The sequence below is a fragment of the Blautia sp. AF32-4BH genome (assembly GCF_003460565.1).
In the GTDB taxonomy this organism is placed as follows: domain Bacteria; phylum Bacillota; class Clostridia; order Lachnospirales; family Lachnospiraceae; genus Fusicatenibacter; species Fusicatenibacter saccharivorans.
This window is the reverse complement of the sequence record NZ_QTVL01000008.1, coordinates 109,810-124,805: the sequence shown is the minus strand read 5'-3', so window position 1 is coordinate 124,805 and position 14,996 is coordinate 109,810. Positions and strand designations below refer to the sequence as shown.

Annotated in this window: 13 protein-coding genes; 4 read left to right on the top strand and 9 right to left on the bottom strand. The window is 49.4% G+C overall.

Translation table 11 applies throughout. The annotated features are described in order from the left end of the window. Nucleotides 1-141 precede the first annotated feature (141 nt). The 6 genes from DWZ44_RS11555 to DWZ44_RS11535 form a co-directional block, all read right to left on the bottom strand. Nucleotides 142-582 carry an SseB family protein gene (locus DWZ44_RS11555; protein ID WP_243002073.1) on the bottom strand — a complete coding sequence of 147 codons (441 nt, stop codon included), beginning with the start codon at nucleotides 580-582 and terminating at the stop codon, nucleotides 142-144. A gap of 83 nt (nucleotides 583-665) precedes the next feature. Continuing rightward, a complete protein-coding gene (locus tag DWZ44_RS11550) occupies nucleotides 666-1,625 on the bottom strand; it encodes a hypothetical protein (RefSeq protein WP_117761613.1) in 960 nt (319 codons plus the stop codon). 18 nt (nucleotides 1,626-1,643) lie between these two features. Next, nucleotides 1,644-2,216 (bottom strand): M48 family metallopeptidase, encoded by a 573-nt coding sequence (locus tag DWZ44_RS11545; RefSeq protein ID WP_117761612.1) that lies wholly within the window; start codon nucleotides 2,214-2,216, stop codon nucleotides 1,644-1,646. A gap of 156 nt (nucleotides 2,217-2,372) precedes the next feature. Then, the gene (locus DWZ44_RS18230) at nucleotides 2,373-2,510 is read right to left on the bottom strand and encodes a hypothetical protein (RefSeq protein WP_156327580.1); all 138 of its coding nucleotides are present in this window, start codon (nucleotides 2,508-2,510) and stop codon (nucleotides 2,373-2,375) included. Between the two features lie 22 nt (nucleotides 2,511-2,532). Then, nucleotides 2,533-3,288, bottom strand: coding sequence for a transglycosylase domain-containing protein (locus DWZ44_RS11540; RefSeq protein WP_330411459.1), 756 nt, complete (start codon nucleotides 3,286-3,288; stop codon nucleotides 2,533-2,535). Between the two features lie 292 nt (nucleotides 3,289-3,580). Continuing rightward, complete coding sequence (locus tag DWZ44_RS11535; RefSeq protein ID WP_022461328.1) at nucleotides 3,581-4,141, bottom strand: biotin transporter BioY; 561 nt, start codon at nucleotides 4,139-4,141, stop codon at nucleotides 3,581-3,583. A 279-nt stretch (nucleotides 4,142-4,420) separates the two neighbouring features. Here DWZ44_RS11535 and DWZ44_RS11530 point away from each other — a divergent pair, with 279 nt between their 5' ends. Next, nucleotides 4,421-5,794, top strand: a complete 1,374-nt coding sequence (locus DWZ44_RS11530; protein ID WP_117804920.1) for an MATE family efflux transporter — start codon at nucleotides 4,421-4,423, stop codon at nucleotides 5,792-5,794. 200 nt (nucleotides 5,795-5,994) lie between these two features. On the opposite strand, the gene DWZ44_RS11525 is transcribed toward DWZ44_RS11530, so the two are convergent. Further along, a complete protein-coding gene (locus tag DWZ44_RS11525; RefSeq protein WP_117804919.1) occupies nucleotides 5,995-8,424 on the bottom strand; it encodes a glycoside hydrolase family 3 protein in 2,430 nt (809 codons plus the stop codon). Nucleotides 8,425-8,829: 405 nt separating this feature from the next. Between DWZ44_RS11525 and DWZ44_RS11520 the strand changes: the two genes are divergently transcribed. The 3 genes from DWZ44_RS11520 to DWZ44_RS11510 are packed head-to-tail and all read left to right on the top strand — an operon-like array spanning nucleotide 8,830 to nucleotide 11,851. Further along, nucleotides 8,830-9,945: an MGDG synthase family glycosyltransferase gene (locus tag DWZ44_RS11520; protein WP_117804918.1), complete on the top strand. Its 1,116-nt coding sequence runs from the start codon at nucleotides 8,830-8,832 to the stop codon at nucleotides 9,943-9,945. A 6-nt stretch (nucleotides 9,946-9,951) separates the two neighbouring features. After that, nucleotides 9,952-10,608, top strand: a complete 657-nt coding sequence (locus DWZ44_RS11515) for a glycerol-3-phosphate acyltransferase (RefSeq protein ID WP_243002071.1) — start codon at nucleotides 9,952-9,954, stop codon at nucleotides 10,606-10,608. Nucleotides 10,609-10,663: 55 nt separating this feature from the next. Beyond that, nucleotides 10,664-11,851 (top strand): pyridoxal phosphate-dependent aminotransferase, encoded by a 1,188-nt coding sequence (locus DWZ44_RS11510; protein WP_117804917.1) that lies wholly within the window; start codon nucleotides 10,664-10,666, stop codon nucleotides 11,849-11,851. Nucleotides 11,852-12,681: 830 nt separating this feature from the next. Here DWZ44_RS11510 and DWZ44_RS11505 read toward each other — a convergent pair. Continuing rightward, nucleotides 12,682-13,371 (bottom strand): hypothetical protein, encoded by a 690-nt coding sequence (locus DWZ44_RS11505; RefSeq protein WP_117804916.1) that lies wholly within the window; start codon nucleotides 13,369-13,371, stop codon nucleotides 12,682-12,684. 97 nt (nucleotides 13,372-13,468) lie between these two features. Next, nucleotides 13,469-14,929: a DUF2828 family protein gene (locus tag DWZ44_RS11500; protein WP_117804947.1), complete on the bottom strand. Its 1,461-nt coding sequence runs from the start codon at nucleotides 14,927-14,929 to the stop codon at nucleotides 13,469-13,471. Between the last annotated feature and the right edge of the window lie 67 nt (nucleotides 14,930-14,996).

Genomic DNA, 14,996 nt, shown 5'->3' with positions numbered 1-14,996 from the left:
CCCTCCTGTGCTTTGTGCCTTAGATCCACCTTCCGCTATTTTATGCTATTTTCTTTTTTTCTCTCAGCATCATCACCCACGCAATCCGTAATCGAAGTTGATTGTGAGCAGCATCGTAATCTGGCCAAGTGAAATATGATATCAATGTCCTGCATTCTCTTCTCCGATGATAATCGAAAGCAGCGTATGATCCAGCATGATCGTGCGGTTCCACGGATTGAAAATCACACCGCTGATCTCCTTTGTTTCGGATGCCATGTGGATCAGCTGTTCCAGACTCACGAGAAACGTAGATTTCACGCTGCTGCTCCCCTTTAATTCCTCATCAAAGCTCGTAAACGCGGCCCACCAGACTTTTCCGTCTGCGCTCTTTACCGTTCCGATCCGGATCTGATCGTCGCCGGATGGCGGTTCCACGGAAAGAATCGCCTGTCCGCCCTCTTTCATTCTGCGGCGGATTACCGTCAGCACATGTGCCAGCAGTTCCGGCGTCGGCTCCTTTTGCAGTCCCAGAATTGCTTCCTCTATCGTTTCATTCCCCTGCAGCCCTTCGTCCTTTGGAGTTTCCATTTTTTTTGCCATTGCTCTTGTCCTTTCTTTTTCGCTTTTCCCACACAGAATCTGTGTACCATCATCCCCGGCAGCTTCGGCACTTCCGATGACCTTTACTCTGCGCCTACCCAGATGCCATCTTCCCCGCAGAATCTGCACTCTTTTGATAAATCCAAAACGTTTTCCATCCGCTTTAAGATCTGATCGTACTTCCCTTCCCGCATCAATGCAATCGTCACCTGATCCGTTCCGATCTGCAGATGGCGGAAGCCGCGTTTTCCTTCCTCCGTCCACGGCAGAGTCAGCTCCAGTTCAAAGCCGCCGCTGCTTCCGTACAGCTCACCCGGCTGTTCGTCCGCAAACAGCTCGAAAAGCGGCTGATAATATGCTTTGAAATAATTCTCCTCTGGAAACCAAAGTGTCCCGTCCCCGGTCCGCTCCGGCTCTTTTACAACGGCATTCAGATAGCCTCTCTCGTAATACGTCATGCACGCCGCGCTCTTCGCCAGCGGATTTTCATTGATCTTCTCGATCTCCGACGCCGCCCGGCATCCGTTTCCAAAGGCCGCCTGGCTGTTCTCGCTCCTGCCGACCGGCTCCCAGACGCTCCATGCGTTCTGCTTTCCGTATCCGATCAGATCCTGGCGGTATGCACCGTTGTATTTTACAAATTTTTTCTCCCCCGGCTGCTCGATCAGGTTCAGCGGTACCATACAGTCAATTCCGTACAGCTTCTGCGCAATCAGCCGCGTGTAGATGATGCCGAGATAATGACAGATTGCACTGCGCTCCGCCGTGTCGAGATACATAATCTGCTCCGCTTTTGTCAGCTGGTCGCCGCGTGTTTCGAGCACACTCTCCACCATCGCAATCCGTGACTGCAGCTCCGCCTTCCGTTTTCCGCGGTAGCGCGCCGACAGACGGCCGTACGGCATCGTGCTTGCAAGAACCGCGTGCAGCAGCTCCAGATTCGTGTATTTGATCATAATATCTTTCTTATTTAAACCGAGCTCTGCGTCGGTATCGACTTCCGTCACATTGATGATATATGTTTTTTCTTCGGTCAGTATCATTTGTTTTGCCTCTCTTTTTCAGTACTCTCTTCCATGCTCCTTCAGCCAGCTCTGCCACACTTTGTAATCGGGCATCTGCTGTGCCACCACCGCGTAAAACCGCGCGGAATGGTCCATCTCTTTCCGGTGCGCCAGCTCGTGGATAACGACGTAATCCATCACGTGCTCCGGCATCAGCACCAGCTTCCAGTTGTAGTTCAGGTTTCCGGCGCTGCTGCAGCTGCCCCAGCGGGTTTTCTGCTCACGAATTGTGATTCTGCCATACGTTACGCCCATCTCTTTTGCAAAATGTGCCGTCTTTTCCGCCAGCATCTGCGCCGCACGTTTAACCGCCGCTTTTCGTTCTGCTTCCGTCAGACGGTTCGCTGCTTTCTGCTCTGCGGCCGCCAACGCTTTTTCCCGGTGTGTGTGAATCCAATCCTGTTTTTCTTTTAAGAATGCTTCGATTTTGTATTTTGCCATCCGTTTCGGTGCGCGCACCACCACGCTTCCATCCGCTTTGACCTGGACGGCGAGCGTTTTACGGGCGGAATACACGATCTCATAGGGAATCTGTTTTAAAATCCGTTCTGCGCTGTCTTTCTGTTCCATTTATTTTTCCTCAAAAGCTGTCTGTTTTACCATTTTTTTGCCTGTTTTTCATTATACCTTTTTCCCGGCGGAAACGCAATCGGATTGCTCACAGAAAAAAACGCGAGCAGAATCACCGTTTTTCTTCCGGCAATTCTGCTCACATTTTTCCTTCTCTTATTTCAGCTCAATTTTTTTCTGCTTTCTTCGGATGCACAGCCTCACAAATAAAATCGCCGCCTGCACACAGAGAATCATCACCAAAATTCCAATCATGGACAGCGCTGTTGCCCCCAGTCTGATCAGTTTTCCCATTCTTTTTTCCTCACTTTTCTTTCTATCGTGCCAGAACCGGATCGGCTGCCGCATCCCACAGCAGGCTGTCCGTCTCACTTTGTTCCAGGTATCCATATTTTACCATTGCCGCCAGCACCTGCTTTTCCCGCTGCAGCGCCAGATCCGCGTGGCGCGACGGTGCGTAGGCGGACGGTGCATTCGGGATTCCGGCGAGGAGAACGGCTTCGCTGTCGGTCAGATCCTGCGGCTCTTTTCCGAAATAACCACGCGATGCTTCTTTGAGTCCGTAATAGCCATCCCCGAAATAAATAGTGTTGATGTACAGCTCCAGAATTTCTTCCTTGGAGAGCTGTCGTTCCACATAGAGTGCTGTCCACGCCTCTGCCGCTTTTCTGGCAAGTGTCTTATTCTGATCGTAATACATGTTTTTTACCAGCTGCTGTGTGATAGTACTGCCTCCCTGCTCCGGTTTCATCACGCGGATGTCATGTACAACCGCGCGCGCCATGCTGATCCAGTCTATCCCGTGATGTGTGTAATACCGGTGATCCTCGACAGCAAGCACCGCTTTTTTGTACAGCTCCGGCACCTGTTTCAGGGGAACCCACTGTGCTTCGCTTCTGATTTCCTCTACCGCCTGCGCGAGCGGCTTTTCCTTCACTGCCTTCTGATAGGAAACATATCCCTGGATTGCCCAGAACATTCCGGCCATCAGCAGGATCAGGCAGAAAAATGCCAGAAAACCTCCAACCATTTTTCCCGCTGTTCCCCGGTGTTTTCGTGTTCTTTTTCTCATAGTTTCAAACCCCTTTGTTGTTCTTTCCTGCTTTCTATCCTACCATATCTCCCTTAACGCCTTCTTGCCTCTTTCTTAGGAATTCATTAAAATTTTGAAACTGTATGAAATGCATTTTGCACGTTTTTTCAAATAACCGCTGCTGCTGCGGAATACTTTAACCGAATCAGGCAAGTAGCGAAGCGGATTGCGAATATCCGCTTGACAAAACAGAAAAAGACAGACACCTGGCAGATTGTCAGGATGCCTGTCTCTTGTTTTTATCTTTTGGTTTTTCAGAAACGCTCTGTGATTATGCTGCGGTTCCGTAGTTCATTACATGAGCTGCTGACAGTGCTTTTCGAACGGCTACACCGAGAATTTCAGCTACTACAACGGAAATCACATCTTTTACGATGTACGGAACGGAAACTGCCAGGAACGAAGCCGGGATCGTGTTTCCTGTTACAATGGAAAACTGTACCACACCGAATGCGTGACATACCGCAAGACCTGCGATTCCAAGAACGAATGGTTTGCCCGGGAAGCCTTTTTTAATTCCGGCACCGCAGAGCATTGCCATCGGAATAAATCCGAAAATAAAGCCGCCGGCCGGTCCGAGAAGAGCGCCGAATCCACCGCTCATGCCGGCATAAACCGGAACGCCGATCGCGCCGAGGATCAGATAAAGAGCGGACGATGCACCTCCCAATTTCCAGCCAAGCACGTAGCCGCAAAATGCCATTGCAAAGGTCTGCAGCGTCACCGGAACGCCGGTCGGAAGCGGAATCGTCACAATGGACAGTACCGCAAGCACTGCCGTCATCATGCCGGTCAGTACAATCTGTTTTGTGGTAAGTTTTGATTTTTTCATGAATGTAAATCCTCCTCGCAGGTTCTTGTATCCAATTCTTTCTGCTTTTGAATTGTTAACCTTGTTTCAATATAGGTTAATATTTTATTTTTGTCAATCCCTTTTTTTAAAAACACAGAGTGTTCTGCTACGATTCTGTTACACTTCCTGAAAATAACGGTCACCCTCTTGTTTTCTGTTTTCTTTCTATGGTATACTGTATAGTCTCGGAGTTTTTCCGTGAATGTTCACCCGATACAAACGATGAATTTTTATTCCATTTGAAAGGAGATACCCTCTATGAAACCTTCCGAAAATCCTCTCGGCTCGGAACCGGTCAGCTCTCTTTTGCGGCGTTTTGCGATTCCGAGCGTCATCGCGATGCTCGTCAGCGCCCTCTATAACATGGTAGACCAGCTCTTTATCGGTCACAGCATCGGCGTGCTCGGAAACGCAGCGACCAACGTAGCGTTCCCACTCAGCATGGTCTGCACATCCATCGGTCTGCTCTGCGGCATCGGCGGTGCTGCAAATTTCAATCTCTGCATGGGCAGAAAGGATCCGGAGCACGCGAAATCCTATGTTGGAAATGCCATCTCCATGCTGGCAATCCTCGGTGTGATCCTCTGCGTTGCCGTTCAGCTTTTTCTGCGTCCGATGATGCTTCTCTTTGGTGCAACGCCGGATGTCATTGATTATGCCTGTACTTACACCAGAATTACCTCCATCGGATTCCCGTTTCTGATCATCACAATCGGCGGCTCCAACCTGATCCGCGCGGATGGCAGCCCGAAATTTTCCATGCTGTGTAACCTGATCGGCGCGATCGTCAACACGATTCTCGACCCGCTGTTCATCTTCGTTTTCCACATGGGCATGGCAGGTGCAGCGCTCGCCACGATCACCGGACAGATTTTATCGTTCGCGCTCGTTGTCTTCTATCTGCGCGGTTTTAAAACGCTGCCGCTTTCTCTTTCCGATCTGAAGCCGAAAATAGCCTGCTGGGCACGGATCGCTGCGCTTGGTGCAACTCCGGCATTCAACCAGGTGGCAATGATGGTTGTTCAGATCGTTATGAACAACACACTGACCTACTACGGCTCCAATTCCGTCTATGGAAGCGACATTCCGCTTGCATGCGCCGGTATTATTTCAAAGGTGAATATGCTGTTCTTCTCCTTTGTCATCGGCATTTCCCAGGGACTTCAGCCGATTGTCAGCTTCAACTTCGGTGCACAGAAATATGACCGCGTGAAGGACGCCTATAAAAAAGCAGTTTTTGCGGCGACTGCCATTTCCATCGTCGCCTTCCTCTGCTTCCAGTTCTTTCCGCGCCAGATTATCGGCATTTTTGGTTCCGGTTCAGAAGAGTACCTGCATTTTGCAGAGCGGTACTTCCGCATTTTCCTGTTTTTCACATTCCTGAACGGTATCCAGCCGGTCAGCTCGAATTTCTTTACCTCAATCGGAGCACCGAAGAAGGGTATTTTTCTTTCGCTGACGAGACAGATTATTTTCCTGCTTCCGCTGCTGCTGATTTTTCCGTATCTCTTCGGCATTGACGGCGTGATGTACACTGCACCGATTGCAGACCTTGCAGCCGCATCAGTCAGCATCGTTATGGTCGTGCGGGAATTTAAGATTATGGCAGAGCTACAGAAGGCTGCCGCCTGAAAACAGTTTTTTTCCTGTAGTTTCCGCTCGTTTTTACTGCGCTGCGGTCGCCAGAGTCTTGCTACAGATCATTGCCGTGTAAACAGGAAAGAATCCTGTCCGGAAAGTAAAAAATCGTATGCTGTTGCTTTTTCCACAACAGCATACGATTTTTTTATGTGTTATCCACACTTTTCTTTATTTATTCACATGCATCCACATCAGTCCATGCGAAGAATCATGGTCAGGATTCGTTTTGCACAAAGAGCGATTTCGTCGCGGGTGATGTATCCCTTCTCAAATGCCTCCTGTACGCGCTCCTCGTATCCGTTTGCCATCTTGATATCATTTCCGGCTTTTGTCTCACGGTAATGCTCGCCGTGGGTCCACCAATCGGTCGTTACCATTCCCTTAAAGTCCCACTCACCGCGCAGAATACCGGTCAAAAGATCCTTGTTCTCAGATGCCTGAACGCCGTTGATCAGGTTGTAGGACGACATGATTGTGTATGGATCTGCCTCTTTTACGATGATTTCGAAGGCTTTCAGGTAAATCTCACGCAGCGCACGCTCGGAAACGCGGGAATCGCTGTCTTTTCGGTTTGTTTCTTTGTTGTTGCAGCAGAAGTGTTTCACACTTGCCCCGATATGCTCGGACTGCATACCGCGTACCATTGCCGCACCGGATTTTCCGGCTACAAGCGGATCCTCGGAATAATACTCAAAGTTTCTTCCGCAGAGCGGGCTTCTGTGAATGTTGACAGCCGGGGTCAGCCAGATGCCGATGTTGTTTTCTTTGACTTCCTCTCCGCCGGCTTTACCGATTTCTTCGATCAGCTCCGGATCCCAGGTGCAGGCAAGCAATGTTGCGCACGGCCATGCGGTCGTGTTGACGCCACACTGCGGCTGAATGCGAAGGCCTGCCGGTCCGTCTGCGGTCATGATATTCGGGATGCCGTACTCAGGCAGATTTCCCATGCCAAACGTATTGGCAACTCCTGTGTTCGGCTGACCGCCGAGCAGATGAATAAGTGCTTCTGTCGGAAGCTTATCTACAAACTCGTCGAGCGTTTCTTTTCCTTCGACCACATTCATCAGGTTCGGATTCGTCTTTGCTGCTTCCATAAGCTCGCCAAAGCTCTTTCTCTCCTGTGCTTTGACTGCCGGGAGGAAGCCTTCCAGAGTCAGCTTATCCTGACGCTCCAGTCCTTCTTCCTCGACAGGGCCGTTATCGGTCGGAAGCGCTTCGTAGGTTCCATCCGCAAGGAGACGTTTTTCCAGCTTATGCGGAGCGGCAAGGCTGGTGTACTGTGCAGTCACTTCTGCCTCTGCCAGATCGTAGGTGAAGTCCAGTTTCTTCGCATCTCTTACATTGTTTCCAACGTAGAAGACGTAGCTTCCTGCCTCAAGAACATAGGCAGATTTTGCAACCTTTCCAAGGTCATCAAAAGATGCCATATCTTCCACTGTAAAGGAAAGAACGACTCTCTGTGTCTCGCCTGGCTGCAGCAGTCTTGTTTTCCGGTAAGCGCCAAGCTCTTTGGCCGGCTTGCCAAGCTTGCCCTGCGGTGCGCCATAGTAGAGCTGTACAACTTCTTTTCCGGCACGTTTTCCGGTGTTGGTAACAGCTGCTTTTACAACAATCTTTCCATCCTTCTCTTCTGCCCCCAGAACTTCTGTCTCAAAGCTGGTGTAGGAAAGGCCGAAGCCGAACGGATAATTGACCTTCTCCGCTGCGCCAGGAATCGTCTCGAAATAACGGTAGCCAACGTAGATATCCTCGTTGTAATCCACGTAATAAACGGATTTATGGAAGTTCTCGGTGGATGGATAATCCTCGAGGGTTGCTGCGTAGGTATCAACCAGTTTACCGGATGGGTTGACGTCGCCTGTTACAACGTCCGCTGCCGCGAGGCCGCCTTCCATGCCGCCCTGCCATGCCATCAGCACCGCCGGAATCTCTTTGCAGTCTTTGAACCAGCTGGTATCAACCATACCGCCGACGTTCATGACAACGATGACATTTTTAAAGTTTGCTTTTACTTTTTCTACCATGGCTGCTTCGCCGTTTGTCAGGCAGAAGTCGCCGTTTTCGAAGATGCTGGCGCTCAGCTCGATCTGTTTTTTCTCATCCTCAAACAGCTCATAGCCTTCCTCGGTGATCTGGCATTTGCGGTCCCAGCCCTCGCCGGAGAAACGGCAGATGGTGATGATTGCGGTATCGGTATATGCTTTTGCTTTCTGTACCAGCTCGTCCGGTACTTCCGGCTCTCTTGTCATGCCCGGTACAGCGCCTGCAGCATACTGCTCTTTTACATTTTTCTCATAGAATTCCGGCAGCTCATGGAACAGAGAAACCTCCCCCTCGGCTTCTTTGATCTTCATGCCTTCGTAGAAGTTGCGGATATACTCGACCGTAACGTCACCGCTTCCGCCGCCGCCTTTTACGTAATCAATCGTTCCTTTTCCAAATAAAGCTACTTTTGTGCCTTTTGCGAGCGGCAGTGTGTCGTTCTCGTTTTTCACCAGAACCATACCTTCTCCTGCTGCTTTTCTGGAAAGTGCGATATGTTCCGCGCTTCCTGTTACTCTTTTTCCGTCTTTTCCCAGCGGCAGAACCGGCTGGTAAAGACTTCTCTGCCATTTACCCATTTTAAGCTTACCTCCTGTATTTTCCGGTGCGCAGATTGCTTTCCGAACGCGCCCCATTCTGTCTTTATGATACGAAGTTTTGGAGTGGATGTCAATTGATTTTTCAGCATTTTATCCTGTTTTTCGTTTCTTTTTCTTTCGATTTTATTCTATTTTGCCAATTTTTCAGGCATCCGTCGTTTCTTTCCTTTCTCTCAATATCTTGATCCGTAGGTGGATGCTCCGTCTGCGTCTCCCCGGTGTTTCTGCTGCCTGCCGCTTTTCTGTTATATCAGACACTTTTCTCATTTTGTGGATTGTCCGAAAAATAACAGCGTTCTATACTAAAGCGTGTCTGAAAACAAAACATCGGCATCCCCTTTTTCAGGTTCTCTTCGGGATACAACAAAAGAATGGAGTTTTCTTATGAAGGTACTGATTTTATCCTGCAATACTGGCGGTGGCCACAATGCTGCGGCCTCTGCATTAAAAGAAAGTCTGAATTTTTATCACCACGAAGCCGAGGTTCTGGATCTGATGAGCCTCGGGCGAAAGCATACCTCCGCACTGGTCGGCGGAGCTTATGTGAAGCTTGTCTCCGTTTTTCCGGCCGGCTTCGGCGCACTCTATCAGCTTGGTGAGCTGGTACGGAAATTTCCCTGGAAATCCCCCGTTTACTATGCAAATGCGCGGCTTGGAAATGCGCTTGCAGATTATATTGATCAAAACCATTTTAATGCCGTTGTCACCACACATCTTTATCCGGCGGAAACACTGACCTGGATGAAACAGAAAGGACGGCTGACGATTCCCTGCGTTGCCGTTGCCACCGATTACGCGTGCATTCCGTTCTGGGAAGAGACGAACTGCGATTACTATGTGGTTCCGCACAAGGATCTGATCCCGGAGTTTGCATCCTGCGGTATCCCGGAAGAAAAACTGCTTCCTCTCGGTATTCCGATGCGGCCCGCATTTGCGCGCCCTGCATCCAAAGAGGATGTGCGCCGCCATCTCGGTCTTCCCGAGAATGCTCCGCTGTTTCTCGTCATGAGCGGCAGTATGGGATTCGGCAAAGTGCATCTGCTCGCACATGAACTCGTTTCCCGGCTGGAAAACGGCGAACAGGCTGTGATCATCTGCGGAAATAATAAAAAACGGATGCGTTCGCTCCGGCTGCAGTTCCATAAGAACCCAAATGTACATATCATCGGTTTTACACGCCACGTTGCGGAATATATGGCCGCTGCCGATGTGCTGTTTACAAAGCCCGGGGGCTTAAGCAGTACCGAGGCCGCTGTGCGGCGCGTTCCGCTCGTACACACTGATCCGATTCCGGGTTGCGAAACAAAAAACCGTGCTTTTTTTGTCTCACGCGGAATGTCCGTGACCGGCGCACATCAGAAAGAGCTGGCAGAGGCCGGTATTTCGCTTGCCCACGATGATGCACGTCAGATTGCGATGCGCGATACCCAGCATCAAAACAGCCATCCGCAGGCGGGAACGTCAATTACACACCTTTTGGAAAAATTAGTTTCGGAGTAACTGCTTATGATGCTTACTGCTTATCTGTTTTATAGTTTCTTCGGGTACCTCTCGGGCAGCGTACTGTATTCGTACCTGATTCCAAAATACTTCTGCCACGTGGATGTCCGAACTGTGAATGAAGATCAGAATCCAGGCGCCTTCAACGCCTTTTCAGTGGCTGGACTGCGGATTGGACTGCTCTGCGTCCTGTGCGATATCGGGAAGGGATTTCTGCCGGTGTTTCTGGCGGCGCACAGTTCCGCTGTTTCGATGGGTTCCTGGATTTTCGCCCTGATTCTGCTCGCCCCGGTGGCCGGACACGCATGGCCATTTCTGCAGCCTGCGAAAGGCGGAAAGGCGATCTCTGTCTCGTTTGGCGTGCTGCTCGGCCTCCTGCCGGATCTGCGGCCGGCGCTTCTTCTGGCGGCGTTTTATCTGACGTTTTCGCTGATTCTCATTATCCAGCCACACAGTCTGCGCTCGATCGTTTCGTTCTCCGGGTTTGCCGTTGCCGCACAAATTTCCCGCTTTCTTCCGTCCGTGCGGCTCGGCAGTCTGCTGGTATCACTCGTGGTCTGCTTCCGCCATCTTTTCAGCCTGCGGGAGCATGAGACCGAAAATGCTGCATTTACAATTCAGTCTTTGTCTGCTAAAATAAGGAAAAAGCAGAAAAAAGAATAATATTTACAGTTCATTTAAAACAGCGGCAAATAATTTACTTCAGGAGGATTGACACATGATTTCAGAAAAAATGGTAACTCTCGGCACAAAAAAATCGGTAATCCGCGAGATTTTCGAATACAGTAAAAAACGCGCTGCCGAGATCGGCTCAGAAAACGTCTTTGATTTCAGTATCGGAAACCCAAACGTGCCGGCTCCGGCCTCCGTTCATGAGACCATCAAGGAGCTGCTCGATTCCAAAGACGATTACTATCTCTTCGGCTACACCTCCGCGCAGGGCGATGCCGATACCCGCGCCGCCGTTGCAGCCGACCTGAACAAACGCTTTGGTACCACGTTCCACGCTGACAACTTCTATATGACCTGCGGTGCAGCCGCTTCGCTCCGCATCGTCCTTGGCGCTTTAACCGTTCCGGGCGACGAGTATATCGTATTTACCCCGTACTTTCCGGAATACCGTGTTTTCATCGAATCTGCAGGCGCAGCCATAATCGAAACGCCGGCTGATTCTTCCACGTTCCAGATCGACTTTGACCGCCTCTCGGCCGCTGTCACAGCGCACACCAAAGGTGTTTTCGTCAATTCCCCGAACAATCCGTCCGGCGTTGTCTACACCGAAGAAAACATTCAGAAGCTCGCTGCTTTTCTGGAAACAAAATCTGCCGAATACGGTCATCCGATTTATCTAATCGTTGATGAACCGTACCGCGAACTTGTCTACGGAGACGTGGAAGTTCCGTATCTGACAAAATATTACAAAAACACGCTGGTCTGCTACTCCTACAGCAAATCCCTCTCCCTGCCGGGCGAGCGTATCGGCTACGTTCTCGTTCCGGATGAGGTCGATGATGCAAGAACCATCTACGCAGCCGTCTGCGGCGCCGGACGCGCCCTCGGCTTCGTCTGCGCACCAAGCCTGATCCAACACGTCATCGCCAAATGCGCAGGACAGGTTTCTGATCTTTCGGTCTACAAGAAAAACCGCGATCTGCTGTATGATTCATTAACCGCCTACGGCTTCACCTGCGTTCACCCGGACGGCGCTTTCTATCTCTTCATGAAAACTCCGGAACCGGACGCGTATGCATTCTGTGAGAAAGCGAAAAAACACGAACTTCTTCTTGTACCCGGCGATGACTTCGGTGCACCGGGATTCGTACGGATCGCGTACTGCGTTACTACCGCACAGATCGAGCGGGCACTGCCGGCGTTTAAGGAACTGGCAGGAGAGTATTTTGCATAATTTTTCAACTGTCAACTTTTCTTAAATAGATGTTGGGGGCAAAGGGCTTTTTGACCTTTTGACCCCGGTATCTTACATATAGTAAAAAACGGACACTGCTTCATCTTTGAAACGCAGCGTCCGTTTTTCTTTTATTCTCCTACATCCTGTTTTCCAATCACTACTTTACATCTTTTCTTCCACATCCCCTGTTCTGACACACGCGTACCGCTCGCTTTCGATGATCTGTTCCATCGCTGCCGCTCCTTTCTTTTGAGCTATCTCAATCGCATAAGGCGGGCAGGACTTGAACCTGCATTCTGTGCCTTATCCTCTACGAAAAATTTGCTGTACGTTCCACAAACATGAAACATTTTTCTGCACAGGTTTTGCCCGGTCAAAGCGGATATTCGCAATCCGCTTCGCTACTTGCTCATAACCGAATAGCTGCTTCGCAGCTTATCAGGAGTGGCTTATACCACTCCTGATACAAGCAAGTCCCCACCCACTGCTTATTGCTTTTCGCAATTGAAGCAGGGGACTTACTTGATTCGGTTAAACTACCGCCTTATTTTCAGCCACATTTTTTTGTGGATACTGATGTGTATCAAATATTGTTCCACCCTGACTTGCTTTATATCATCGGTGGAGATGCTATTTTCCTGCCTCTGCCTTCTCTCTAAAGCTCAGGATTTCCTTCAGCGACCTTAGTTCATAATTCATCCATGGCTTCATACATCCCACATTGTATGCCTGCGGTCTGCACTCATAAATGTGTCTGCTGCATTCCTGCTTTCTGCACGTCTCTGTTCTTTTTGTGAATGTCTGTGCTTTGTTCTGTATATACTATATTACATATTTTCGATTTTTGCATTTAACTTCTGGTTTAATTTTTCATGTGATATGTTTTCTGGTTTTTCCCAGCTCCACACAGTACTGTCCAGACCTGATTTCCCTTTGGACAGTGCCTTTAGCTCTTCCACGCAGAATTCCGTCGCGCGTACGATGTACTCGTCGGCCATTTGTCTGGTAAGGATGGACAATTTCTCTTCTTTTCTCTGGACGAATTCCCCGCGGACTTCTTTTATAAGACCTTTCACATCGAATTCAGCAAGCTGTGCCAATGGCTCTTCTGTAAGATCCAGCTCCTGGATCATTTCCTGGGAAAGGCCATATTTTTTCGAAACGTATTCATTTAATATCTCGTAGTCCCGATGCAGTTTTTCTACATTTCCAGGAACGCTCGAATTCCAGCCATGTTCCCCATACATAAATCTCCGATATAGCATATCCTGGATCAGATGAAGATAATAGCCGAGATATAAATCATCCTTCTTCATGTATTTCCCGTATCTGTCGCGGAAACATTCGAGATCGTATGTGTATCTGGTATTTTCGCAGATTTTCTTCTTTAAATGGCTATTTCCCGCCACCGCCCCATCCGGCAGAATCACCCCAAGAAACAGGCGGTTGATATCTCGAAACGAGACTTCCTTTCTCATCTCCTGTACAATTGCCAAGTGAATCATGCTTGATGCCATAGTGTCCTCTTTTCCTTTATTCTTCTACATTCTATTTTCCAATATCAGCTTTACATCTTTTGAAAGCTTTCTATCCATACTGCTAACTTTAACATTTTTATGCCGCATTTCCAGTTCTGACGCATGCGTACCGCTCGCTCTCAATCACTTTTTCCATCGATTTGACCGGTGTGCTGTCAATATTGTTCAGGAGATTCTGGAATGTCGTAACCGACTGGCCGCTGTATAGCTGGACACCTTTTCTCCGACTGTCGGCATGGAAAATATCGTTTCGGCTGTCTACATTCCAGAAAATAATATTCGGCAATTGGTAGCCGCAATACTCGTACTTTTCTTTCATATGATCATAAAACATCCAATTGCGGTCTCCGCATCTGTCGATCTCCATGTCAGATACAACGATCAGCGCTTTCGGCATTTCTTCCGGCGGTACATCGTGATCCATCGCTGTTTCCAGAACCCGCTCAAATGCAGCCTGAAGATTAGTATTCATCCCCCATTCCGTACGCTCGACGTATTTGATTTTCTGCAACAGGGTTTCCCCTCTCAGAGAAACAAATTCCGGCTTCTGGCTGAACGTCATGAAAAGATTGTGGTAAGCGCCCCGGTTCCGCTCTGCAAAGTAAATAGCAAGACCAATGGATGTCGCCAAGGGTCTTCCACTCATGGAACCGGAAACATCTGCAATGACAATTGCATTCGTTTCCTGCGCCACATAATCCGGCAGCTGCCTCCACTGCGCCTCCAATACCTGATTCCATTGACGTCCATACAGAACTTTTTCCACGAGATCGTACGGGTACAGCGTCTCCGCATGAATCTTTTCTTTTCCATCCAGTGCCTTCGCCAGATACTGGTTAAAACGCTTTTCATCATGTTTTCGAAATGCGTTCCTGTAAATCATCATGGCTCTTCCGGAGACCTCCGGGTAAACGATCTCCTCCCACTTTCCTTCTGACATTTTCACTTCCAGCACACCGATATATTTCCGCAGGGAACGGACGATTCTTTTGAAGTTGTAAACCGGATAGCCGAGTTTCTGCGCCGTCAGAATGCCGAGTTTTCTCGTCTCCGTATTTTTAGAGTCTGCCGTTTTGATCCATTTAGCAAGCAGGGAAACGCTTTTTCCCTCCTGGAAGTTTTTCAGATCTGCTTCCAGCTGCTGCTTCATGGCACTCCACATCTCGTCCTCAACGCCAGTTCCGATCAGGCAGTACCAGTCGTCAAAACGGCCGAAAACACCAATCAGGTCAAGGTTGGCAATGACTGCCTGCGGATGGTACTCGGCAAGATACTGTAGTAGAATCCGAAAGACACGTCTCTCGCCGAGACCTTCCCGGATATCACGCGCATAAAACAGGATTTTCAACGCGAACAGCGGGTCTGCCTGATATGCTTCCGCAAACAGAAGCTCAATTCTTTCCGGATCCGCTCTGCGCAGGGATCCAATTGTCGCAAACAGATCCAGCCGCGCATCGCCGGTTGTGTTCCGTGCTGCTGCTCCATTTTCTGTATAAGTTTTTGTCGCCTGCTCCCGTATCCATTCTGCAAAATCCATCGCTGCCGCTCCTTTCCTTCCACTGTTTTCTCCATACATCCTTTTCTGGATCTGTGGACTCCATTCT